Here is a 20,468-nt window from a genome sequence, read left to right on the forward strand (position 1 = left end):
ACCAACAAAAAGAACAGTAGCGCATGAACGCAACTTCCTCCCTGACGCCCTCCGATCCTGAATTCGACTACGTCATCGTCGGTGCCGGCTCTGCGGGCTGCGTACTCGCCAACCGGCTGTCGGCGAACGGCAAGCACAGCGTGCTGCTGCTCGAGGCAGGCCCGAAGGATTCCAACATCTGGATCCACGTGCCGCTCGGCTACGGCAAGCTGTTCAAGGAAAAGACCGTCAACTGGATGTACCAGACCGAGCCGGAGCCCGAGCTGAAGGGCCGACAGGTGTTCCAGCCGCGCGGCAAGACGCTGGGCGGATCGAGCTCGATCAACGGCCTGCTTTACGTCCGCGGCCAGCACGAGGATTACGACAGATGGCGTCAGCGCGGCAACGCCGGCTGGGGCTATGACGACGTGCTGCCCTATTTCAAGAAAGCCGAGAACCAGTCGCGGGGCGCCGATCAATATCACGGCAGCGGCGGCCCGCTGCCGGTCTCCAACATGGTCGTGACCGATCCGCTGTCGAAGGCGTTCATTGATGCCGCGGTCGAGACCGGTCTGCCCTACAATCCTGATTTCAATGGCGCCACCCAGGAAGGCGTCGGCCTGTTCCAGACCACGACCCGCAACGGCCGCCGCGCCTCGACGGCGGTGGCCTATCTCGGCCCCGCCAAGGCCCGCGGCAATCTCAAGATCGAAACTGGCGCGCTTGGCCAGCGCGTGTTGTTCGAGGGCCGCCGCGCAGTCGGTGTTGAATACCGTCAGGGCGCCAATTTGCGCCGCGCCCGCGCGCGCAAGGAGGTCGTGCTGTCGAGCGGCGCCTACAACTCGCCGCAGCTGCTCCAGCTCTCCGGCGTCGGACCCGGCGACCTCCTGCGCAAGCACGGCATCGATGTCGTGCTGGACGCGCCGGGCGTCGGGCACGATCTCCAGGACCACATGCAGGTTCGCATCGTGATGCGCTGCTCGCAGAAGATCACGCTGAACGACACCGTCAATCATCCGCTCCGCCGCACCATGGCCGGCGCGCGCTATGCGCTGTTCCGCAAGGGCTGGCTGACGATCGCGGCCGGCACGGCGGGCGCCTTCTTCAAGACCAGTCCGCGACTGGCCTCGCCGGATATCCAGGTCCACTTCCTGCCGTTCTCGACCGACAAGATGGGCGAAAAGCTTCATGGTTTCTCCGGCTTCACGGCGTCGGTATGCCAACTGCGTCCCGAAAGCCGCGGGTCCTTGCGCATCAAAAGCGCCGACCCGACAGTGCCGCCGGAGATCCGCATCAACTACATGTCGACCGAGACCGACCGCACCACCAACGTGGAAGGTCTGAAGATCCTGCGCAAGATATTGCATGCGCCGGCGCTGAAGCCGTTCGTGGTCGACGAGTACGATCCCGGAGCGAAGGTAGTCACGGATGCCGAGCTGCTGGACTATTGCCGTGAGCGGGGCAGCACCATCTACCATCCGACCTCGACTTGTCGTATGGGCAATGATGCGCTCGCGGTGGTCGATCAGCGGCTGAAGGTGAGGGGCCTCGAAGGGCTTCGAATCGTCGACGGCTCGATCATGCCCGATCTCGTATCGGGGAACACCAATGCGCCGATCATCATGATCGCCGAAAAGGCCTCCGACATGATATTGGAGGATGCGCGGTAGAGCATGATCCGGACCCGGAGGGCCGCGTTAGCGCAAAGTGGAAACCGGTTTTCCGATAAGATGATGCTCAAAAGAATGACGTGCGTTGAAAGGGACCAGGGCTTGGCTACGCGATTCAAGATCGGCACACGCAAGAGCGCGATGGCGCTGGCACAGACGGAGGAGATCGCGCGTCGCCTGACCGCTGCCATGCCCGATCTCGACGTCGAGATCGTCAAGTTCGACACCACGGGCGATCTCGACCAGACCAGCAAGCTGCTGCCCCATGGCGGCAAGGGCGGTGCCTTCGTGGCGCAGATCCGCGCCGCCGTGCTGTCGGGCGAACTCCAGGCGGCGATGCATTCGCTGAAGGACATGCCCGGCAACGAAGACACGCCCGGCCTCGTGATCGGCGCCACGCTGTCGCGCGATCCTCCCAATGACGCGCTTGTCCTGCGCGATGGCGTGACGCTGGAGGCGCTGCGTCAATCACGTGGCAAGGGTTTCAAGATCGGCACCAACGCCGTCCGCCGCGCCGCCTATGCGCGGCGATTGTTTCCCGACGTCGAGATCATCCACTTCCGCGGCGCCGCCGATACGCGCGTGCGAAAACTCGACAATGCCGAAAAGCAGCGGCTGCCGGATGGTGGCGAGGTAGGTCCTGCCGATGCGCTGATCATGGCGCGCTCGGGCCTCGACCGCGTCGGCCTTTCGCAGCGCATCGCGTACGAGTTTACCGCAGCGGAGATGCTGCCGGCAGCGGGGCAGGGCATCGTCGCCGTCGAATGCGCGGCACAGGACTGGCAGACGCGTCGCATCCTCGCATCGATCGACGATCCCGCTGCACACGCTTCTGCCGATGCCGAGCGCGAGGTGCTGTGGGTGCTGAACGGCCATTGCAATTCGCCGGTGGCGGGCTTTTCGACCATTGCGGGCGATCAGATGTCGCTCACCGCGTCCGTGCTCGATCTCTCCGGAAACACCATCATCGAAGCCTTGCGGTCGGGCCCCGCCAATCGCCCACGCGAACTCGGCCGTGCGGTAGGACTGGATCTGTTGGCCAAGGGCGCCGCCGAGATCATCGAGCGCAGCCGGCCGCGCTAAGTCGGTCGCGTGACGGGCATGGGTGCGATGATGACATCATGCGCCTGTTTTGCCCGACGCGTCAAATGTTGGCGCGATCTGATGCGATGACGGCGCATCCGATTTCCGTCCCCCCTAAGTCATTGATCGGGCGTGGCCTCTCTACTGTGCATGGGGTTGTTTTCGCGCTTTTTTGTTTTCCCACTCCCCAGGCGCAAAATAAATCAGCCCCGCACGCGCTTCAGCATCTGCTCGACATGGGCGATCGGCGTCTCCGGCTGGATGCCGTGGCCGAGATTGAAGATGAACCGCCCTTGCGCAAAATTCGCCAGCGTGTTGTCGACCGCGCGGTCGAGCGCGGCGCCGCCTGTGATCAGCACCAGCGGATCGAGATTGCCCTGAACCGCAACCTTGCTCTGCACGCGCTCGCGGATGAAGGCCGGCTCCGCGGTCCAGTCGATGCTGACCGCGTTGACACCGGTCGCCTCGACGAAACCGGGTAATTGCGCGCCGGCGCCGCGCGGAAAGCCGATGATCTTTGCATCCGGCACTTTGGCGCGCACGCCTTCGACGATGCGCCGCGTCGGTTCGACCGACCAGCGCGCGAACTCGGCGGGTGGCAGCACGCCGGCCCAGGTGTCGAAGATCTGCAAGGCGTTGGCGCCGGCCGCAAGCTGCGCCAGCAGATATTCGATCGAGTTCTCGACCAGCACGTCGATGATCTCTGCGAACGCCTCCGGATGCCGGTAGGCCATCATCCGTGCCGGCGCCTGGTCGGGCGTACCCTGGCCGGCAACCATGTAGGTCGCCACCGTCCACGGAGCGCCGCAGAAGCCGATCAGCGCGATCTTGGGATCGAGCGCGCCGCGCACGATCTTGAGGGCCTCGAACACCGGCGCGAGCTTGCCGAAATCGGCGTGCTTCGCCAGTGTTGCAACCTTGGCGGGATCGTCCAGCGGTTCGAGCCGCGGACCCTCGCCGACCTCGAAGCGCACGGAACGTCCGAGCGCATAGGGGATCACCAGGATGTCGGAGAAGATGATCGCCGCATCGAAGCCGAACCTCCGGATCGGTTGCAGCGTCACCTCGGCGGCAAGCTCGGGATTGAAGCAGAGATCGAGGAAGCCGCCGGCCCTGGCGCGCACCTCGCGATATTCCGGCAGGTAACGGCCGGCCTGCCGCATCATCCAGACCGGCGGAATGACCTGCCGCTGGCCGGAGAGGACGTCGATGAACGGTTTTGTCGCAGACTGGGGCACGAACGGTCCTGAAGATGGTTACGGCTCCTGATACACCGCCACAGCCCGGAGCGGAACAGGGGAACCAAGCGCAATTGGACCGCGTTGACCAGCCAACGGAGGACGAGACCATGGCTGAGACATTCAACCCCGCGCCGCATGACAAGCACGCCGACGATCTGCACGAAGCGCTCGCCGCCGACCGCCACGCCAAGCTCGACGCCGGTCTGAAAGATACCTTCCCCGCTTCCGATCCCGTGAGCGCCGCCCAGCCGACGCCCTCGAAGGCCGATGCGGAGGCCGACAATCCTTCGCTCTGGGACAAGGTTAAGGCCATGTTCAGCTAGCCGCGGGGAGCGCCGGATTCCGATAGGCTTGCTAAAGGCTTGTTAGCGATGCGCCGAGTCCGGCGTCCGTACGACTACGGGAAACCGGGGACATCACTGCATATTTATCCCGGTGTTTCAGGGTTCACTAACAGAAGCAGCAGAGTTTCCGATCTTCGGAGAATTCTGCCGCATGATTGCTGTGACCCAAAGAGCCGGATGGAGCCGCCTGCCGCTGCGGGCGGCTGCGTTCGTCGCGCTGACTTGCGTGGCCATCCTCGGCGTCAGCGGCTGGCGGGAATGGGCGGCGCGCGACGCGGTGCTCAAGAGCGCCGAGGCAGAGATGGCGAATGTTGCGCGCTCGTTGACGCAGCATGCCGAGGACAGCCTCGATCTCCTGGATTCAGGCGTCGTCGGCGTCGTCAGCCGGCTGGAGATGGACGGCACCGAGCCGGCCACGATCGCCAAGCTTAAAACCCTGCAGGAGGCGCGCAAGAAGGCGATAGAGCGCATCCACAGCCTCGCCATCATCGACGACCGCGGCAACTGGCTGACCTCGCCCGGCACGATTGGCACGACGTTCAACGACGACGCGTTCTTTCGTTATCACCAGCTCTCGCCGAAACGGGAGCCCCATGTCGGCCGGCCCGTGAAGAGCCTGCTGGACGGCGAGTGGGTCGTCACCCTGTCGCGTCGTTTCAACAAGCTGGACGGCAGCTTCGGCGGCGTGGTGCTCGCGACCATCAGCTCGGGATATCTTTCGCATTTCTACGAACAGTTCGAGATCGGCCGCAACAGCTCGGTCGCGTTGACACACGGCGACGGCCTGATCATCGCGCGCAACCCGAGCAACGAGAAATTCATCGGCCGCAGCGTTGCCAATACGCCGCTGTTCCGCGACGCCGGCCTGCAGCGGCCGGGCGGCGTTTATCACTTCAAGTCGCCGCTCGACGGCGCCGAGCGTGTCAGCTTCTTCAAGCGCTCTGGCCGCTATCCGCTGGTCCTGCTCGCTACCGTCGATAAGGCCGAACTGCTGGCGCCCTGGCGTGCTGCGGCGATCTCTCGCATGCTCTACGTGCTCGCGCTGGTCATGCTGCTCGCGATCATCGGTGCCGTGCTGGTGCGGCAGTTGCAGCGGGGCCAGAGCATGGCGGCCGCGCTGGTCGAGAAGGAAGCGCATTTCCGACTGCTTGCCGAAGGCTCCAGTGACATGGTGACGCGTATCGGGCTCGACGAGCGGCTGCGCTATGTCTCGCCATCGTCGATTGGCGTCGTCGGCTGGCGCGCCAATCAACTGATCGGAACGCCCGCGCTCGCCGGCGTTCACGCGGACGACCGGCCGCAGGTCCAGGCTCTCGTCGATGCCATGAAGCGCGGCGAAAAGGAGGAGGTGCGCGTCACCTATCGCAACGCGCACCGGCAGAATGCCGAAGTCTGGCTCGAATCGACCATGCGGGTGACCCGCAAGGATAATGGCAGCGTCGACGGCGTGGTCGCGATCTCGCGCGACATCACCGAGCAGAAGAAGCTTGAGAACCGGCTTGGAACGCTGGCGATCGAGGACAGCCTCACCGGGCTTGCCAATCGCCGCCGCTTCGATGAACGGCTGAAGGAGGAGTGGGCGCGTGCCTATCGCGAGCGCTCCAGCCTCTCTTTGCTGATGATCGACGTCGATCACTTCAAGTCGTACAACGACGAATACGGCCATCCCGCGGGCGATGCCTGTCTCCGGCAGGTGGCGCAAATCATCGCCACCGAGATGCATCGTTCCAGTGATCTGGCGGCGCGTTACGGCGGCGAGGAGTTCGCCATGCTGTTGCCGAACACCGACGCTGCCGGCTGCGCCCTGATCGGCGACCGGATTCGACGGGCGATCCGCGATGCCGGCCTCGTCCACACCAGCAACCATGCGGCTGGGTGCGTCACCGCTTCGCTCGGCGGGGCTGCCTGCCGGCCGGCGCTGGAGCGCACGGCCGGCGTCACCTCGCTGATCGAGGCCGCCGACCAGGCGCTCTATGCCGCCAAGGACGCCGGTCGCAACCGGCTGATGATGTCGGGGGAGGTGAGCAACCTCCTGCTCAAGGCGTCCGGTCAGTGACCCCGCTCAATAATGCGGCGGGCGCTCATTGGTCGCTCCCGGCGCATTCACCTCGGCCTCCTGCAGCCGCTCGCCGAGCTCTGCGATCCTCCGCGTCAGCGTGTCGATCTGCTTCCACTGCGCGGTGATGGTCTGGTTCAGCGTCTCGATCGCGTCGTCCTGATAGGCGAGGCGCGTCTCCAGCGTGTCGATGCGCTCGCCGAGCGTCTTGATCTCATTCGTCACGTGCAGCGTCCTTATTCCGTTCGGGCAAGCTAGCTTCTCGCACTCCAAGGACTTGCAAACCATGGCCGAGCGCGACACGCTCGTCGAACACGAAGCATTCGCCGCGCCAGCGGCTCTCGGTCTCCGGCACCTCTTCCAGATATTTGAGAATGCCGCCCTTGAGGTGATAGACCTCGGCAAAGCCGCGCGCGAGCAGGTGCGCGCTCGCCTTCTCGCAGCGGATGCCGCCGGTGCAGAACATCGCGATTTTGCGGTGTTTGGCGGGATCGAGCTGCTCGGCCGCAAATTCCTTGAACTGGCCAAAACTCCTGATGCCTGGGTCGAGCGCGCCGTCGAACGTCCCCATCGCCACCTCGAAGGCGTTCCTGGTGTCGAGCACCAGCGTGTCGGGCGCCGCGATCAGCGCGTTCCATTCGGCCGCATCGACATAGGCGCCGACCTGCCGCGTCGGATCGGCGGCTTCGTCGCCGAGCGTGACGATCTCCTTCTTCAGCCGCACCTTGAGCCGGCCGAATGGCATCGCCTCGGCGGTCGAGAACTTCAGTTCGAGATTGTTCAACCTGCCGCCGAACATGTCGCCGTGCGCGAGCTCATGGGTGAGCGCGTCGATCGCCTCGCCCGGGCCCGCGACCGTGCCGTTGATACCCTCCTGCGCGAGCAACACGCTGCCCTTCAGCGCCAGGCCGGCGCAGAACGCGCGCAGCGGCTCGCGCAGCTCGCGGTAATCGGGGAGGGCGGCGAATTGGTAGAAGGCGGCGACCTTGTAACTCATCGCGCCCGTTTAGCAGGCGCAGCGTGCCCGCAAAACCCGCAACGAGCAGCTCTATTGCCAGCGGATGGCAGCCATTTCCCTGGTATGCCAGCATTGCCCCGGCAGGCCGGAATGTGTCATGTAGGCCCGGTTTTTCCGAGCCGGTGCGCCATCCGCGCCAGACGTCCAATGAGAGCAAGAATTCGATGAGAAACTTCCATTTCCCCGGCAGGTCCACGGTGCACGCCACCAACGCAATGGTGGCGACCTCGCATCCGCAGGCGTCGCTCGCCGCGATCGAGGTGCTGCGCGAGGGCGGCACGGCGGTGGACGCGGCAGTCGCTGGCTCGGCCATTCTCGGCGTGATCGAGCCGCAATCGACCGGCATCGGCGGCGACTGCTTTGCGCTGATCCAGCCGCGCGGCGAGGGCAAGATCATCGCCTATAACGGCTCCGGCCGCGCCCCGAAGGCGGCGAACGCCGACTGGTATCTCGAGCGCAAGATCAACTCCGTGCCGCTGACCTCGGCGCACGCGGTCTCGATCCCCGGCGTGATCGACGCCTTTGCGACCGTTTTGCGCGATCACGGCAAGTTCGGCTTCGACCGGCTGCTCCAGCCCGCGATCAAGGCGGCCGAGGAAGGCTACGTCGTCGCCCCTCGCATCGCCTTCGACTGGAAGAACCAGTTCGAGAAGCTGAAGGGTGGCACGAACACGGAGCGGTATCTGTTGCCGCACGGCAAGCCGCCGGTGGCCGGCGACGTCATCCGCCAGGCCGAGCTCGGCAAGACGCTGCGGGCGATTGCCAAGGACGGACGCGACGCCTTCTACAAGGGCCCGATCGCGGAAGACATGGTGGAGACCCTGCGCGGAATCGGCGGCCTGCACACGCTCGACGATTTCGCCGCGCATACCACCGAAACGACGACGCCCATCGGCACCATGTACAAGGGCTACGACGTCTGGCAGTGCCCGCCGAACGGGCCCGGCCTCACCATGCTGCTGATGTTGAACATCCTGTCGCGGTTCGACCTGACGAAATATGCGCCGCTCAGCGTCGAGCGTTTCCACCTTGAGGCCGAGGCCGCGCGCATCGCGTACATGCATCGCGAGCTGCATGTCGCCGATCCCGAGCATATGCAGATCGAGGTCGCCAAGATCCTTGCCAAGGAATACTGCAACGAGCACATTGACAAGATCCGCATGGACGGCATGCTCGACCTGCCGAACGTCGCGCCGCCGATGAATCCCTCGACCATCTACATCACCGTCGTGGACAAGGACCGCAACGTCTGCTCGTTCATCAACTCGGTCGCGCATTCCTTCGGCTCGGCCATTGTCTCGAACAAGACCGGCGTTCTGCTCCAGAACCGCGCCGGCGGCTTCCGCATCCAGCCCGGCCACCCGAATTGCATCGCCGGCGGCAAGCGTCCGCTGCACACGATCATGCCGAGCCTGCTCACCAAGGGTGGCCGTTCCGTGATGCCGTTTGCGGTGATGGGCGGACAGTATCAGCCGGTTGGCCAGACCCATGTGGTGACGAACGTTCTCGATTATGGTTGCGACGTGCAGGAGGCGATCGATATGCCGCGCGGCCTGCATTACGAAGGCCAGTACCAGCTCGAGGACAGCGTGCCGGCCGATATCGTCGAAGGCCTGAAGAAACTCGGCCACAAGACCACCAGCGTCGTCGGTCCGCTCGGCGGCGCGCAGGCGATCTGGATCGACTGGGACAAGGGCACGCTCACCGGCGGTTCCGATCCGCGCAAGGATGGTTGCGCGCTCGGATACTGATCACCGCGCACGGGTTCCCCGCGCAAGATCAGGAAAAATTGACAAAGGGCGACGCGGCATTTGCTGCGTCGCCCTTTCTCGTTCGGAACGGAGCTCATTGCTTCAGGTTAAGGGCCGATGAGCGGTGCAGGCGTGCGCTGCTTTTGCTCGAAGCGGCGGAGGCCCTCCATGTCCGAAAAACCAGGTTCCGGACCATCCGGATTCGATCGGCGCGCCTTCATCGCGGCGGCCGCCGGCAGTGCGCTGGTCCCTATGGCGGCGCGTGCCGCCGCGCAGGATGCGAACGTGTCGGTCGCCCAGGATCCGGCGCTTCCCGTCGATGTCACGCTGCGGGTCAACGGCAAGGACAAGCGCCTGCGCATCGACGCGCGCACGACGGTGCTCGACGCGCTGCGGGAGCATCTCAAGCTCACCGGCAGCAAAAAGGGCTGCGACCATGGCCAGTGTGGTGCCTGCACAGTCCTGATCGACGATCGGCGCGTGGTCTCGTGCCTGACGCTCGCGCTCGCAGCCGAGGGGCAGGAGATCACGACGATCGAGGGCCTTGCCACCGACGATCATTTGCATCCGATGCAGCAGGCCTTCGTCGACAACGATGCGTTTCAATGCGGCTATTGTACGCCGGGCCAGATCATGTCCGCCGTGGCCTGCGTCAAGGAGGGGCATGCTGGCAGCGAGGCCGACATCCGCGAATACATGAGCGGCAACATATGCCGCTGCGCCGCCTATCCCAACATCGTCGCCGCCGTGAAGCAGGCCGCGCCCGAGATCATGAAAGGCTAGGCGCATGCGACCGTTTTCCTATCAAAGGGCAACAGACCCCGACATGGCCGTGCAGGCGCTCAGCGCTGCCGCGGCTGCGAACAACCCGCTGACGAAGGCTACAGCGCAGCCGCTCGCGGGCGGCACCACGCTGATCGATCTGATGAAGCTGGATGTGATGCGGCCCGCCGCGATCGTCGATATCAATCCGCTGGCGCGCAGCTGGTCCGCGATCGAGCCCGGCAGTGATGGCTTGCGGCTCGGGGCGCTGGCGAAGATGTCCGACGTGGCCGCGCATGCCGAGATCCAGCGCAACTATCCAGTGATCGCGAATTCCCTGAAACTTGCCGCCAGCGCCCAGCTGCGCAACATGGCGACGCTCGGTGGCAACGTGATGCAGCGAACGCGTTGCAGCTATTTCCGCGATGTCTCCTATGAGAATTGCAACAAGCGCAATCCCGGCTCGGGCTGTGCAGCCATGGATGGCGTCAATCGTATGCATGCGGTGCTCGGTACGTCCGATCAGTGCATCGCGACCTATCCCGGCGATTTTGCCCAGGCGTTGATCGCGCTGGATGCGATGATCGAGATCACCGGCAGGTCCGGCACGCGCAACCTGCCGTTCGCGGACTTGCACAAGGCACCCGGCAGGACGCCCGATATCGAGACCACGCTTCGGCCCGGTGAGCTGATCTCTGCGTTCTCCATTCCCGCCCGCTGGCCGCGCTCCGTGTATCTCAAGGCGCGCGACCGCCAGTCTTACGAGTTTGCGTTGGCGTCGGCTGCGGTCGCGCTCGACGTGCATGATGGCACGATCAGGGATGCGCGTGTCGCGCTCGGCGGTGTCGCCACCGTGCCGTGGCGGGCGCGCGAGGCGGAGGCGCTGCTGAAGGGACAGAAATTCGACGACGGTCTGGCGCAGCGTGTGGCGGATGCCGCGTTTGCCGAGGCCAAGGGCCGCCGGCACAATGGCTTCAAGATCGCGCTCGGCAAGCGCGTGGTGGCGCGCGCGCTCCAGCAGGCCGTAACGATGGAGATCTGATCATGACCGCTGCAGCTCCCGAGCCGAAAGCAAACATGGGCCGGCCCGTGCCGCGCTACGACGCGGCTGCAAAGGTCACGGGCCGGGCGACATATGCGTCCGACATGCCGCTCGACAATCCAGCCTTCGCATTCCTGGTCACGAGCGCCATCGCCAAGGGTCGCATCGACAGTTTCGATCTCGACGATGCCAGGCAGGTCCGCGGCGTGATCGACATCGTCACGCACGAGAACGCCCCGAAGCTGAAGGAATCGAAACTGTTCAGCAATGGCGGCTATGCCGGCACCACGATCCAGCCGCTGAAATCAGCCGACATCGCCCATGACGGCCAGATTATCGCCGTCGTCATCGCCGAGAGTTACGAGGCGGCGCGCGAAGCCGCCAATCGCGTCAAGGTCAGCTACACGGCCGTAGCTCCGAGTGCGACCTTCGACTCGCCGGGCACCACCACGGCAGCGGCAAAGGGACAAAACGCGCAGTTCAAGGAAGACCCGGAGGTCGGCGATTTCGCCAAGGCGTTCGACGCAGCCGAGGTCAAGCTCACCGCCTCCTATGAAACGCCGACCCAGCACCACAATCCGATGGAGTTGTTTACGACGAGTTGTGCCTGGATGGGCGACGAGCTCGTCATCTACGAGGGCAGCCAGTATGTCTATGGCCTGAAGAACGGCGTCGCCGAGCAGCTCGGTATCGACGCCGACAAGGTCCGTGTCGTCAATCCCTATGTCGGTGGCGGCTTTGGTTCGCGCGGCTCGATGACGCCCCGCACCGCCATCATCGCCGGCATCGCCAAACGCCTGAACCGGCCGATCAAGCTCGTGCCGACCCGCGATCAGGGTTTCACCATCGCGACCCATCGCGCCGAGACGCGCCATGAGATCAGGCTTGGTGCGGGCCGGGACGGCAAGCTGGTGGCTTTGAGGCACGACGGCGCGGAGGTTTCGTCGCGCCCGGATGCCTATTGCGTCGGTGGCACCAAGACGACGACGCGGCTCTATGCCTGCCCGACCGTCGCCAGTCTGGTGTCGATCGTGCGCGCCGACCGCAACACGCCGGGCTTCATGCGTTCGCCGCCGGAGGTGCCGTATCTCTTCGCGCTGGAGAGCGCGATGGACGAGCTTGCGGTGAAGCTGAACATGGATCCGGTCGAGCTCCGCCGCATCAACGACACCAATGTCGAGCCGATCGGCGGCAAGCCCTATACGACGCGGTCATTGATGGCATGCTTCGATGAGGCCGCCAGGGCGTTCGGCTGGTCGCAGCGTTCGCCGCAGCCGAAATCGGTGTCCGACGGCGACTGGCTGGTTGGCTATGGCTGTGCCGCCACCTGCTATCCGACGCAGATGGCGCCGTCTGCGGCGCGCGTCCGCCTCCAGCGCGACGGCCGTACCCGGGTCGAGATCGCCGGTCACGAGATCGGCACCGGTGCGTATACCGTCATCGCCCAGACCGCGGCCGAGCGGCTCGGCGTCCCCCTGGAGAAGGTCGCGGTCTTCCTGGGTGACAGCGATCTGCCGCCGGCGCCTGTTGCCGGCGGTTCGAACTCGACTGCCAGCACCTGCTCGGCGGTGATGATGGTGTGCGACCGGATTCGTCAAAGGCTGTTCAAGGCCGTGATGCCGAGCGACAGCCTCGCCGACAAGGCCAAGGAGACTGTCGGCATCAGCCAGGCGCCGAGCACCCAGGCGGCGAAGAGTGATCGTCCGCTCGACATCGAGAAGGCCTTCGACGCGCTCGGCGTCGGTATCGTCGAGGAATACGGCGAGTGGAAGCCTGAAGGCGCGCCGCTGGATTCCTTCACGGCGATGCACAGCGGGCACGCGCGGCTCGTCGGTGGCCATCAGATGAAGGACAAGATCGCCTACGCCTTCGGTGCCGAGTTCGTCGAGGTCCGCGTCAACCGCTTTACCCATGAAATCCGCTGCCCCCGGCTGGTGGGAGCGTTCGCGGCCGGGCGCATCATGAATCCGCGCACGGCACGCAGCCAGCTCATGGGCGGCCTGATCTGGGGCATGTCCTCGGCGCTGCTGGAAGCCACCGAGATCGACGAGCGCAATGCACGCTACGTCAACGACAATCTTGCCGACTATCTCGTGCCTGTGAGTGCCGACGTCCCCGGTGTCGAGGTGATCCTGCTCTCCGAGCAGGACGATCACATCAACCCGGCAGGCGTGAAGGGCCTCGGCGAGCTCGCCAATGTCGGCACCAATGCGGCGATCTGCAATGCGATCTATCACGCCACGGGCCAGCGCATCCGAAAGCTGCCCGTGCGGCTCGAAAATATCGAGGTGTGAGGGGTGGCAACGGCCTCGGCGTTGCGCTAGACACCTTGCGCCTCAAACGGAAGGTGTCTTATGCAGCGTTTACAGCGCGTGCTCCTCGCCATCATGTCGGCACTCGCGATCACCGTGATCGCCGGCGTGTCCGATTTCGTTTCCACCACGGCCTCGGCCCAGACCGCAGGGAAGACCATGACCACAGCTTCAGGTTTGCAGATCACCGACAGCGTCGCCGGCACCGGGGCTTCGCCCAAGCCGGGCCAGATCTGCGTGATGCATTACACCGGCTGGCTCTACGAGAACGGCCAGAAGGGCAAGAAATTCGACTCGTCGGTCGACCGCAACGAGCCGTTCGAATTTCCGATCGGCAAGGGCCGCGTTATCGCCGGCTGGGACGAGGGTGTTGCCTCCATGAAGGTCGGCGGCAAGCGCACGCTGATCATTCCGCCGCAGCTCGGCTATGGCGCCCGCGGCGCAGGCGGCGTGATCCCGCCGAACGCGACGCTGATGTTCGACGTGGAATTGCTCGGGGTGAAGTAAGCCCGCAACAAAAAGACCGGCCTCTCGGCCGGTCTTTTTGCTTTCAGTGCGGCGCCGTTATTCCGTCGCGCGCTTGGCTGCAGCCGCGGCGCGATCGACCGCGTCCTTCGCGGCGTCCTTGGCGTCGCCCATGGCCTGCTGGCCCTTGCCCTTCACTTCCTGGACCGCACCTTCACCCTTCAGGCGCTCGGACCCGGTGGCTTCACCGATGCCCTGCTTGGCCTTGCCCATTGCCTCGTTTGCGGTGCCCTTGATCTTGTCGGTCGTGCTACCCATGAAACTCTCCTGCGGTTTGCTCGCTAGGACAACGTCCGGCGGCTACGAGGGTTCCGTTTTTGTTATGGCTCGATGTCGCGGCTTTGGGTTAGTTTGCCGCACACGGAACCAACAGAAAGCAAGTCCCATGACCGGCCATGACCATTCGCATTCCCACCATGACCACGATCGCGACGATCGCTGGAAACATGATGGCGTGCGCGTCATTCCCGGCAACCAGCTCGATACCAACGTGCCGTCGACGGCGGGCATGGACCGCGCGGCCGCGATCAATTTCGCGCGCGTCGGTGCGCAGAAATTGTGGGCGGGCACGGTCAGCATCAAGCCCGACGCCAAGACCGGCGCGCACCACCACGGCCATCTCGAAAGCGTGATTTACGTGGTGAAGGGCAAGGCGCGGATGCGCTGGGGCGAGAACCTGCAATTCACTGCGGAAGCCGGTCCCGGCGACTTCATTTTCGTCCCGCCCTACGTGCCGCATCAGGAGATCAACGCCAGCCCGGACGAGGTGCTGGAATGCGTGCTGGTGCGCAGCGACGGCGAGGCGGTCGCGATCAACCTCGACATCGAGCCGGTCGAGAAGCCCGAGACCGTGCTGTGGGTCGATCCCATTCACCGCGATCCGAACGAGAAGAAGTGAGGATCGCCTGAAAGCCAGCGGGTTCGGTGCGACAGAACCTCGCAGGCAAGGGTCCAAAAAAAGATCCGGAAGCCGTGTCGGATCGCCGCTTGGCCGTCCGTCCTTGGGCAGAACCCCGCCCAAGGAGCTCCGATGCCCAGGATGATTTTCGTCAATCTGCCCGTGACCGACCTCAAGCGCGCCACTGCGTTTTACGAGGCGGTCGGTGCGACCAGGAACCCGCAATTCAGCGACGAAACAGCGAGCTGCATGGTCTTTTCCGAGACCATCTACGCGATGCTGACGACCCACGAGAAATTCCGGCAGTTCACGCCGAAGCCGATCTCGGATGCAAAGACCTCAAACCAGGCGCTGTTCTGCTTGTCCGCCGACAGCCGGACCGAGGTCGACGATATCGTCAGCAGGGCCAAGGCTGCAGGCGGGGTCGCCGATCCCAGCCCGAAGGACGAATACAGCTTCATGTACGGCCGCAGCTTCGAGGATCCGGACGGCCACATGTGGGGCGTGAACTGGATGGACATGGCAGCCTTCGCGGCGCAGTCCGAGATGGCGAACGCCTGATCTAAGCGCGCGAACATCACAACTGAAGAGGAGCATTCACGATGTCGAAGGTCGTTCCCTGCATGTGGTCCAATGGCGATGCCGAGGAAGCCGCGAAGTTCTACGTCTCGCTCGTGCCGAATTCGGCGATCACTCATGTTCAGCGCAACGTTTCAGATGGCCCGTCCGGCAAGGAAGGCTCCGTGCTCGTCGTCGAGTTCACGGTCGCGGGACAGCCCCTGGTCGCGCTCAACGGCGGCATGAAGATGGAATACACCCATGCGCTCTCGCTGATGATCCATTGCGACGATCAGGCCCAGGTCGACAGCGTCTGGAATGCCTTCCTGGCCCATGGCGGCAAGGAAGAGCAGTGCGGCTGGCTCCACGACCGCTACGGCGTGTCATGGCAGGTCGTGCCAAAGGTGATGTTCGAATTCCTATCGAGCCCCGACAAGGCGGCTGCCGCACGCGCGATGCAGGCCATGATGAAGATGGTGAAACTGGACGTGGAGACCTTGCGCCGCGCGTTCGAGGGCAAGTCGGCAGCGTGAAGGGCGTGCCCTTGTCACATACTCACTGTCATCGCCCGGCTTGACCGGGCGATCCAGTACGCCGAGACGGTCGTTGGTCAATCGATAGGCCGCGGCGTGCTGGATGCCCTCGAGCCGGGCATGACAGCGGAATTTGAGGCGAAGGCCTGCCGCTAATAATTGATCCGCAGCCCCACGCCACCATGGATGGTGTTGCCCACCGGCTGCGGGCCGAGCGTGCCGTTGGCGAACAGGTCCACGATCCAGCCCTTCTGCACGCGGAAGCCGAGCCGGCCGCCATATTCGAACCAGCCCTGGTTGCCCATGGTCGGCACCACCACGCCGTCGCCGGTCACGGTGGCGACGATGCCGCTATGGCCAGCGAATGACTGCACCCAGCCGCCGTTGATGTTGGCCTCGATATTGCTGCCGTAGAGATGCGTCCACTGGCCGCCGATCTTGACCAGGCTGGTGCGGTCGGTGCCGGTCGCGATGCTGGCGTCGAACGGATTGAACGCCACTGCGCTGTCGGTGTAGCCCGAGACGCGCTGCCAGAGCTGCCAGACCTCGATCGAGGCGGCGACCTCGTCGCGGGGCGACACGCGGCTTATCCAGCCGGCGCGGCCGTAGACGGCGTAATTCGAGGCGTTGGTCGAACTCGTGACGCTCACCGGGCCGAGGCTGGTGTTGTAGCTGCGGGTGTAGCGCGCCTTCTCCCACGGCGTCAGGATCGTGCCGACGTCGAAGAACGGACGCGACGAGCCCCAGTCGGTGAAGTCATAGCGCAGCGCGAACGCACCGATCGGCGCGCTGGTGATGTTGTAGCCGCCCTCGCTGTACTGCGTGTAGGCGATGCCGGCGAGCAGCGACAGATTGTTGGTCAGCTCCTTGCGGCCGTGGATGCCCGCCGAAAAGGAGCCGGCGGAGCCGAATGCGCTGACGCAGTTGCTGCAATTGACCTGCTCGTTGACCCCGAGCAGCACCGTGCCGAGCACCCGGTTGGTGATCATCTGGTTGAAGCGCTGGTTGGCAAGGCCGCCGATCGAACCGCCGCTGGAATCCGCGCCGGTCGGCGTCGGCGTCGGGCTCGGCGAGGAGGACGGATAAGGGCTTGGCGACGATGACGGGTAGGGGCTGGGCGAAGGCGAGGGGCTGTAGGTCGGCGTCGGCGAGGGTGAATAGCTCGGCGCCGGGGTGGGCGTCGACCCTGCGCACTCGGACTCGCACGCCGTGGCGGCTGCCGCCGGACGGGCCTCGACCGCGACGAACGCAAACGCAGCCACGACGGTCAGCACGCCCGCGAGCATGAAGCGCCTGACGTTGAATACTTCCATCGTCAGCGCCCGCACAGCATGCCGTCGTCATGGACGGCGGGCGTGATGGTCGGCGACGCGTCCGCATATTGGTTCACCGCGCACAGTCCCGCGCTGGCGGCGCAGGTCGCGGCAAAGGTCCAGGGCGGCGTATTGGTCTTACTGATAGAGACCTTGCCGCCGGTCGAGGTGATGATTGCGGTGTCGCCGGGCTGGGTGAGCTGCACGCACTGTTGGCTCGTCGTGCAGACACTGGCGGCGCCGTCCTGCAGCACGACGACCGAGCGGCCGCGCTGGGACAGGATATCGAGTGTGGTACCGCGCACGCCGATGGTCGCGAGCGGGGTCGTGATCTTGTAGGCGGTCTTCTCGGAATGTCCGGTGACGAAACGGAATGCGCCGGTCGTCATGCGGATCGCGACGTCGCGATAGCTGTGCTCGTCGTTGAAGACCGTGCGGTCGAGCTTGAGCGTGGCGCTCGGACCGAGCGACAGATTGGTGCTGTCCGCCATCACGAAGCGCGCCGCGCTGCCGGCGCCGGTGCGCACGGTCTCGTCCCGCAGCATGCTGTCGCCGACGCTGATCGGCGTCGTGGTCGCGGCTACGCGAACCACTTCATTCTGGATCACGACGGCTTCACCGACGCGCGTCTGCGCCTGGGCGCAAGGGGCTACGCACAAGGCAGTCGAGAACAGCGTGGAGAAAAGCCAGAAACGCAAATTCATTTCGCAACCGATCGATGTGTCCCTGATCGTACCGGATCACGCGCGCTTGCGATGTGGCGGAATTATCACAAGCGCCGCGGGACCTGCGTTATGCTTAGTGACAGTTGCGGCAGAATGCGTTCAATGAAAACCGCGATCTCTATTATTCTCCGCGGTGACGCAAATTTGCCACGCAAAACATCTCCACAAGCGCAACTTGACTTGCCCGCGGTTCCGAAGGTGTCGCGGAGCGCAGTGATTGCTGTCGCGATTTTCCTGTTCGCGCATCTCGCACTGCTGATCGGCCTGACGACGCCGGAGAAGTTCGTCTTCGACGAAGTGCACTATGTGCCGGCGGCGCGGCAGATGCTGGCACCAGCGGTGTCGCAACCGATGCTCAATCCGATGCATCCGCCATTGGCGAAAGAGCTGATCGCGCTTTCGATTGCGGCCTTCGGCGACACCGCGCTGGGCTGGCGCTATCCCTCGACGTTGTTCGGCGCGCTCGCGATCGTCGCGATCTATCTGTGCGGCCTCGCGCTGTTCGCCGCGCAAGGGCCTGCGATCGCCGCCGCGCTGATCGCCGGCTGCAACCAGATGCTGTACGTGCAGGCGCGCGTCGCGATGCTCGACATTTTTGCACTCGGCTTCGGCCTGCTCGCGATTGCCGCCTTCATGCACGGCTTTCGAAAGGATCGCCCCCACGCATTGTTCGCGGCTGCCGGCAGCCTGTTCGGCTGTGCTGCGGCCTGCAAATGGAGCGGCCTGTTTCCGCTCGGAATCTGCATCGTCATCGTCGGGGTGATCCGCCTGATGCAGGGCTGGCGCACTCTGTTTGCCGACGCGAAGCCGGGGGATTGGTACCGACCCGATCTCTGGCTCGATTTCAGATTACATCATGTCGTGCTCTGCTTCACCGTCCTGCCCGCGATGACATATCTTGCGGCCTTCGTCCCGCTCTACGGCGTGTCGCTGCAGGATCTGGTCGAGGCGCAACGCCGGATCTTCGCCGACAACACCACCACTGCCATCGCCGGCCACACGTATATGAGCCCCTGGCCGTCATGGCCGCTGCTCGCGCGCCCGGTGTGGTTCCTGTTCGACAAGACTGCGGACGACAATGTCTCCGCGATCGTCTTCCTCGGTAATCCCCTGGTGCTGTGGCCGGCGCTGCCCGCGCTCGCCGTCGTGCTGCGCGACTTCGTCGTTGCGCGTCGCTGGGATGCGTTCCTGATCGCGGTCTTCTATTTCGGGTGCTGGCTTGCCTGGGCGTTGCTGCCTCGTACGCTCGCCTTCATCTATTACTATCTGCCGGCTGCGACCGTGGCGTCGCTCGCGCTGGTCTACGTGCTGCGCCGGGGCGGTCTGCCACGCTGGCTGTTGTGGGCCTATGTCGCGCTCGCGGCGGCAGGCTTTGCCGCCATGCTGCCGATCTCGGCGGCCTTCGTCGGCACGACGATGCAGACCTTCAACCGGCTGATGCTCTTCCAAGGCTGGATATGATATCGCCGCCTGCCGGGGGAACGGCAGGCGGCGTCTTTATTGGCGTGACCGAGAATTACTTCGACGCGGTCTGGGTGTCCATGTTCACAACCTGGACGCGGCGGTTGATCGGGTCGGCGCCGTTGGCGGTGTCTTTCAGCTTGGTCTTGCCGTAGCCGACGGTGACGAGATCGGTGCCGGTGAGGCCGTAGTTCTGCACCAGGTACTTCTTGATGGTGTCGGCCCGCCGCTCGGAGAGCCCCTGATTGTATCCCTCCGTGCCAACCGCGTCGGTGTGGCCGGCGACCACGAAGGTCGAGCCCTTCAGCGAGGGATCAGACAGCGCCTTGCCGAGCGCCTGCACCGACGGCACCGACGTCTTGGCGATGTCGGCCGAGTTGTAGTCGAACTGGATCTCCAGATCGATCTTCGGCTTGGTCGCGGCGAGCTCGGCAATCTGCTCGCGCTCGCCCGTCGACAGCGACCGCGTCGAGCGGTTGCGCACGGTGTTCAGGAACGTCGATTCCTTGGCCTGCACCGCCGGATCGACCTGCGGGCCTGCGGACAGGCCGCGGGTCGCCGGCTTCGGCTTCAATGCATCCAGGATCTGGTTGGTAGAGACATTGCCGTCGCCGGCCATGGCCAGGCCGGCCGTCATCGACAGAACCGTCGAGAGGGTCATCGCCTTCAGTGCAAAAGACTTATTGAAACTAGTCATTGTCGTATCCTCGTTGTGACGCCTGATGGCTATTTGATGCTGCAAGCATAGGGCAGGTTCAAAAGCCTTGGTGTGATCTTGGTCACGGGGGAAGCCGGGCTTCCGGGGCCACGGCAGCGAATTTCAAGCGGTTTCGGGCTCACGGAGGGCCGACCCGCGGTCCACTCCGAGGACGGACGCTAACGCGTGAAGAGAGTGGTTGCACGCTGCCCGGCGAGCGTTCGAGCCGTCGCAGTCCTGTCGTGATCCGCATCACTGAGGATCACCGCGCCTAGGTGCCGCTCGGGGGCGGGGCCTGGTTCACTCAGGGAAACCTGCGCTGACCGATCGTCGCAAAGCCGTCGCCTGATGGCCTGTCTGCGGACAATTTTTCGGCCAGATGGACGCCTAGGGCGGAGCCTCCGACAAGCGCAACGAAGGGAGCCGAGTTCCATCCAGTGCCGAGGCCAAGTGATTACCAGTTCTATCGCAGTGGCCCGCCGGATCGGACCGTGTCCCTG

At 64.6% G+C, this 20,468-nt stretch carries 20 protein-coding genes; 13 read left to right on the plus strand and 7 right to left on the minus strand.

Translation table 11 applies throughout. The features are described 5' to 3' along the window. Positions 1 to 23 precede the first annotated feature (23 nt). Positions 24 to 1,649 carry a GMC family oxidoreductase gene (locus tag AC0L27_RS30505; protein ID WP_354209173.1) on the plus strand — a complete coding sequence of 542 codons (1,626 nt, stop codon included), beginning with the start codon at positions 24 to 26 and terminating at the stop codon, positions 1,647 to 1,649. A 102-nt stretch (positions 1,650 to 1,751) separates the two neighbouring features. Further along, positions 1,752 to 2,732, plus strand: a complete 981-nt coding sequence (gene hemC, locus AC0L27_RS30510) for a hydroxymethylbilane synthase (RefSeq protein ID WP_354209172.1) — start codon at positions 1,752 to 1,754, stop codon at positions 2,730 to 2,732. Positions 2,733 to 2,935: 203 nt separating this feature from the next. On the opposite strand, the gene hemE is transcribed toward hemC, so the two are convergent. Next, on the minus strand, positions 2,936 to 3,970 hold the full coding sequence (gene hemE, locus AC0L27_RS30515; RefSeq protein WP_354209171.1) for a uroporphyrinogen decarboxylase: 1,035 nt from the start codon (positions 3,968 to 3,970) through the stop codon (positions 2,936 to 2,938). A gap of 110 nt (positions 3,971 to 4,080) precedes the next feature. On the opposite strand from hemE, the gene AC0L27_RS30520 reads away from it, so the two are divergent. Both AC0L27_RS30520 and AC0L27_RS30525 read left to right on the plus strand, forming a co-directional pair. Further along, positions 4,081 to 4,296, plus strand: coding sequence for a hypothetical protein (locus tag AC0L27_RS30520; protein WP_354209170.1), 216 nt, complete (start codon positions 4,081 to 4,083; stop codon positions 4,294 to 4,296). A 172-nt stretch (positions 4,297 to 4,468) separates the two neighbouring features. Further along, positions 4,469 to 6,373 (plus strand): sensor domain-containing diguanylate cyclase, encoded by a 1,905-nt coding sequence (locus AC0L27_RS30525; protein WP_473321423.1) that lies wholly within the window; start codon positions 4,469 to 4,471, stop codon positions 6,371 to 6,373. Between the two features lie 6 nt (positions 6,374 to 6,379). On the opposite strand, the gene AC0L27_RS30530 is transcribed toward AC0L27_RS30525, so the two are convergent. Further along, a complete protein-coding gene (locus AC0L27_RS30530) occupies positions 6,380 to 6,598 on the minus strand; it encodes a SlyX family protein (protein WP_354057373.1) in 219 nt (72 codons plus the stop codon). Further along, positions 6,588 to 7,370 (minus strand): oxygen-dependent tRNA uridine(34) hydroxylase TrhO, encoded by a 783-nt coding sequence (gene trhO / locus AC0L27_RS30535; RefSeq protein WP_354209168.1) that lies wholly within the window; start codon positions 7,368 to 7,370, stop codon positions 6,588 to 6,590. Before trhO ends, AC0L27_RS30530 begins: the two co-directional genes overlap by 11 nt. A 185-nt stretch (positions 7,371 to 7,555) precedes the next feature. Here trhO and ggt point away from each other — a divergent pair, with 185 nt between their 5' ends. The 5 genes from ggt (at position 7,556) to AC0L27_RS30560 (ending at position 13,765) form a co-directional block, all read left to right on the plus strand. Continuing rightward, positions 7,556 to 9,142, plus strand: coding sequence for a gamma-glutamyltransferase (gene ggt, locus AC0L27_RS30540; protein ID WP_354209167.1), 1,587 nt, complete (start codon positions 7,556 to 7,558; stop codon positions 9,140 to 9,142). A 168-nt stretch (positions 9,143 to 9,310) separates the two neighbouring features. After that, the gene (locus AC0L27_RS30545; protein WP_354209166.1) at positions 9,311 to 9,925 is read left to right on the plus strand and encodes a (2Fe-2S)-binding protein; all 615 of its coding nucleotides are present in this window, start codon (positions 9,311 to 9,313) and stop codon (positions 9,923 to 9,925) included. A gap of 4 nt (positions 9,926 to 9,929) precedes the next feature. Continuing rightward, positions 9,930 to 10,946: an FAD binding domain-containing protein gene (locus AC0L27_RS30550; protein ID WP_354209164.1), complete on the plus strand. Its 1,017-nt coding sequence runs from the start codon at positions 9,930 to 9,932 to the stop codon at positions 10,944 to 10,946. 2 nt (positions 10,947 to 10,948) lie between these two features. Beyond that, positions 10,949 to 13,240: a xanthine dehydrogenase family protein molybdopterin-binding subunit gene (locus AC0L27_RS30555; RefSeq protein WP_473321428.1), complete on the plus strand. Its 2,292-nt coding sequence runs from the start codon at positions 10,949 to 10,951 to the stop codon at positions 13,238 to 13,240. Between the two features lie 60 nt (positions 13,241 to 13,300). Continuing rightward, the gene (locus AC0L27_RS30560) at positions 13,301 to 13,765 is read left to right on the plus strand and encodes an FKBP-type peptidyl-prolyl cis-trans isomerase (protein ID WP_007606926.1); all 465 of its coding nucleotides are present in this window, start codon (positions 13,301 to 13,303) and stop codon (positions 13,763 to 13,765) included. 57 nt (positions 13,766 to 13,822) lie between these two features. Here the strand turns inward: AC0L27_RS30560 and AC0L27_RS30565 are convergent, their stop codons facing one another. After that, positions 13,823 to 14,041 carry a CsbD family protein gene (locus tag AC0L27_RS30565; protein ID WP_275171453.1) on the minus strand — a complete coding sequence of 73 codons (219 nt, stop codon included), beginning with the start codon at positions 14,039 to 14,041 and terminating at the stop codon, positions 13,823 to 13,825. A gap of 127 nt (positions 14,042 to 14,168) precedes the next feature. Between AC0L27_RS30565 and AC0L27_RS30570 the strand changes: the two genes are divergently transcribed. The 3 genes from AC0L27_RS30570 (at position 14,169) to AC0L27_RS30580 (ending at position 15,772) form a co-directional block, all read left to right on the plus strand. Next, positions 14,169 to 14,681 carry a cupin domain-containing protein gene (locus AC0L27_RS30570; protein WP_354209162.1) on the plus strand — a complete coding sequence of 171 codons (513 nt, stop codon included), beginning with the start codon at positions 14,169 to 14,171 and terminating at the stop codon, positions 14,679 to 14,681. Between the two features lie 132 nt (positions 14,682 to 14,813). After that, positions 14,814 to 15,242, plus strand: a complete 429-nt coding sequence (locus tag AC0L27_RS30575) for a VOC family protein (RefSeq protein ID WP_275171455.1) — start codon at positions 14,814 to 14,816, stop codon at positions 15,240 to 15,242. Between the two features lie 41 nt (positions 15,243 to 15,283). Beyond that, on the plus strand, positions 15,284 to 15,772 hold the full coding sequence (locus AC0L27_RS30580) for a VOC family protein (RefSeq protein WP_473321430.1): 489 nt from the start codon (positions 15,284 to 15,286) through the stop codon (positions 15,770 to 15,772). A gap of 152 nt (positions 15,773 to 15,924) precedes the next feature. On the opposite strand, the gene AC0L27_RS30585 is transcribed toward AC0L27_RS30580, so the two are convergent. Both AC0L27_RS30585 and AC0L27_RS30590 read right to left on the minus strand, forming a co-directional pair. Continuing rightward, positions 15,925 to 17,085: a hypothetical protein gene (locus AC0L27_RS30585; protein WP_354209161.1), complete on the minus strand. Its 1,161-nt coding sequence runs from the start codon at positions 17,083 to 17,085 to the stop codon at positions 15,925 to 15,927. A gap of 2 nt (positions 17,086 to 17,087) precedes the next feature. Next, a complete protein-coding gene (locus AC0L27_RS30590; RefSeq protein ID WP_027568515.1) occupies positions 17,088 to 17,789 on the minus strand; it encodes a FecR family protein in 702 nt (233 codons plus the stop codon). Between the two features lie 51 nt (positions 17,790 to 17,840). Between AC0L27_RS30590 and AC0L27_RS30595 the strand changes: the two genes are divergently transcribed. Then, positions 17,841 to 19,271 (plus strand): glycosyltransferase family 39 protein, encoded by a 1,431-nt coding sequence (locus AC0L27_RS30595; protein WP_354209160.1) that lies wholly within the window; start codon positions 17,841 to 17,843, stop codon positions 19,269 to 19,271. A gap of 55 nt (positions 19,272 to 19,326) precedes the next feature. Here the strand turns inward: AC0L27_RS30595 and AC0L27_RS30600 are convergent, their stop codons facing one another. Next, positions 19,327 to 19,968: an OmpA family protein gene (locus tag AC0L27_RS30600; protein ID WP_354209159.1), complete on the minus strand. Its 642-nt coding sequence runs from the start codon at positions 19,966 to 19,968 to the stop codon at positions 19,327 to 19,329. Positions 19,969 to 20,468: the final 500 nt, after the last annotated feature.

The organism is Bradyrhizobium sp. Ken51 (genome assembly GCF_055807435.1).

Bases quoted from the DNA above. Each gene is read 5' to 3' on its own strand.
- ggt (WP_354209167.1), top strand. From the start codon at position 7,556: ATGAGAAACTTCCATTTCCCCGGCAGGTCCACGGTGCACGCCACCAAC.
- AC0L27_RS30525 (WP_473321423.1), top strand. From the start codon at position 4,469: ATGATTGCTGTGACCCAAAGAGCCGGATGGAGCCGCCTGCCGCTGCGG.
- AC0L27_RS30505 (WP_354209173.1), top strand. From the start codon at position 24: ATGAACGCAACTTCCTCCCTGACGCCCTCCGATCCTGAATTCGACTAC.
- AC0L27_RS30520 (WP_354209170.1), top strand. From the start codon at position 4,081: ATGGCTGAGACATTCAACCCCGCGCCGCATGACAAGCACGCCGACGAT.
- AC0L27_RS30580 (WP_473321430.1), top strand. From the start codon at position 15,284: ATGTCGAAGGTCGTTCCCTGCATGTGGTCCAATGGCGATGCCGAGGAA.
- AC0L27_RS30575 (WP_275171455.1), top strand. From the start codon at position 14,814: ATGCCCAGGATGATTTTCGTCAATCTGCCCGTGACCGACCTCAAGCGC.
- AC0L27_RS30595 (WP_354209160.1), top strand. From the start codon at position 17,841: ATGTGGCGGAATTATCACAAGCGCCGCGGGACCTGCGTTATGCTTAGT.
- trhO (WP_354209168.1), bottom strand. From the start codon at position 7,370: ATGAGTTACAAGGTCGCCGCCTTCTACCAATTCGCCGCCCTCCCCGAT.
- AC0L27_RS30560 (WP_007606926.1), top strand. From the start codon at position 13,301: ATGCAGCGTTTACAGCGCGTGCTCCTCGCCATCATGTCGGCACTCGCG.
- AC0L27_RS30565 (WP_275171453.1), bottom strand. From the start codon at position 14,041: ATGGGTAGCACGACCGACAAGATCAAGGGCACCGCAAACGAGGCAATG.
- AC0L27_RS30555 (WP_473321428.1), top strand. From the start codon at position 10,949: ATGACCGCTGCAGCTCCCGAGCCGAAAGCAAACATGGGCCGGCCCGTG.
- AC0L27_RS30585 (WP_354209161.1), bottom strand. From the start codon at position 17,085: ATGGAAGTATTCAACGTCAGGCGCTTCATGCTCGCGGGCGTGCTGACC.
- AC0L27_RS30550 (WP_354209164.1), top strand. From the start codon at position 9,930: ATGCGACCGTTTTCCTATCAAAGGGCAACAGACCCCGACATGGCCGTG.
- AC0L27_RS30590 (WP_027568515.1), bottom strand. From the start codon at position 17,789: ATGAATTTGCGTTTCTGGCTTTTCTCCACGCTGTTCTCGACTGCCTTG.
- AC0L27_RS30545 (WP_354209166.1), top strand. From the start codon at position 9,311: ATGTCCGAAAAACCAGGTTCCGGACCATCCGGATTCGATCGGCGCGCC.
- AC0L27_RS30570 (WP_354209162.1), top strand. From the start codon at position 14,169: ATGACCGGCCATGACCATTCGCATTCCCACCATGACCACGATCGCGAC.
- AC0L27_RS30600 (WP_354209159.1), bottom strand. From the start codon at position 19,968: ATGACTAGTTTCAATAAGTCTTTTGCACTGAAGGCGATGACCCTCTCG.